Source organism: Burkholderia sp. lig30 (genome assembly GCF_000687455.2).
In the GTDB taxonomy this organism is placed as follows: Bacteria; Pseudomonadota; Gammaproteobacteria; order Burkholderiales; family Burkholderiaceae; genus Burkholderia.
Genome location: NZ_JGVW01000030.1, coordinates 1 through 576, shown reverse-complemented (window position 1 = coordinate 576; position 576 = coordinate 1). Strand labels below are relative to the sequence as shown.

The 576-nt window shown below is 67.2% G+C and carries 1 protein-coding gene; it reads right to left on the bottom strand.

The window, feature by feature from the left end; genetic code table 11:
• Window positions 1-576: amino acid permease (locus LIG30_RS02030; RefSeq protein ID WP_038709244.1), on the bottom strand; the 576-nt coding region annotated here is incomplete at both ends.

The following is a 576-nucleotide window of genomic DNA, read 5'->3' as shown; positions in this document are numbered from 1 at the left end:
GGCGGTGTCGCCGAGCGCGAGGCGCGCGGCGTCCGCGAACGGCGCGCTCGACGCGAGCAGCGCCTTGTTCGGGATCATCCCCATGATCGCGGTCGAGCTGAGCACGTAGCAGACCGCCGCGAGCACGACGCCGCCGACGGTCGCGATCGGCACGTTGCGCGACGGATTCTCGACGACGCCCGCCGACACCGAGGCGCTCTCGACGCCGATGAACGCCCACAGCGTGAAGTTCAGCGTCGCGCCGACCGCGCTGAGGCCGCTGACGCCGGTGACGTTCCAGCCGGCGAAATACACGTCCTTGCTGAACCAGAACCAGCCGAACACTGCCATCCCGATGATCGGCACGAGCGCGAGCAGGGTCGTCACCGACTGCACCTTGCCGACGACGTGCGGCCCGAGGATGTTCGCGTAGGTGAACAGCCAGATCACGAAGATCTGCGCGAGCGCGAACACGAGCGGATCCTTCAGCATCGGGAAGAAATGCGTGAGGTAGCCGAGCCCGGCGACTGCGAGGCCGACGTTGCCGAGCACGTTCGCGAGCCAGTAGATCAGGTTGGTCTGGTAGCCGAGATACGG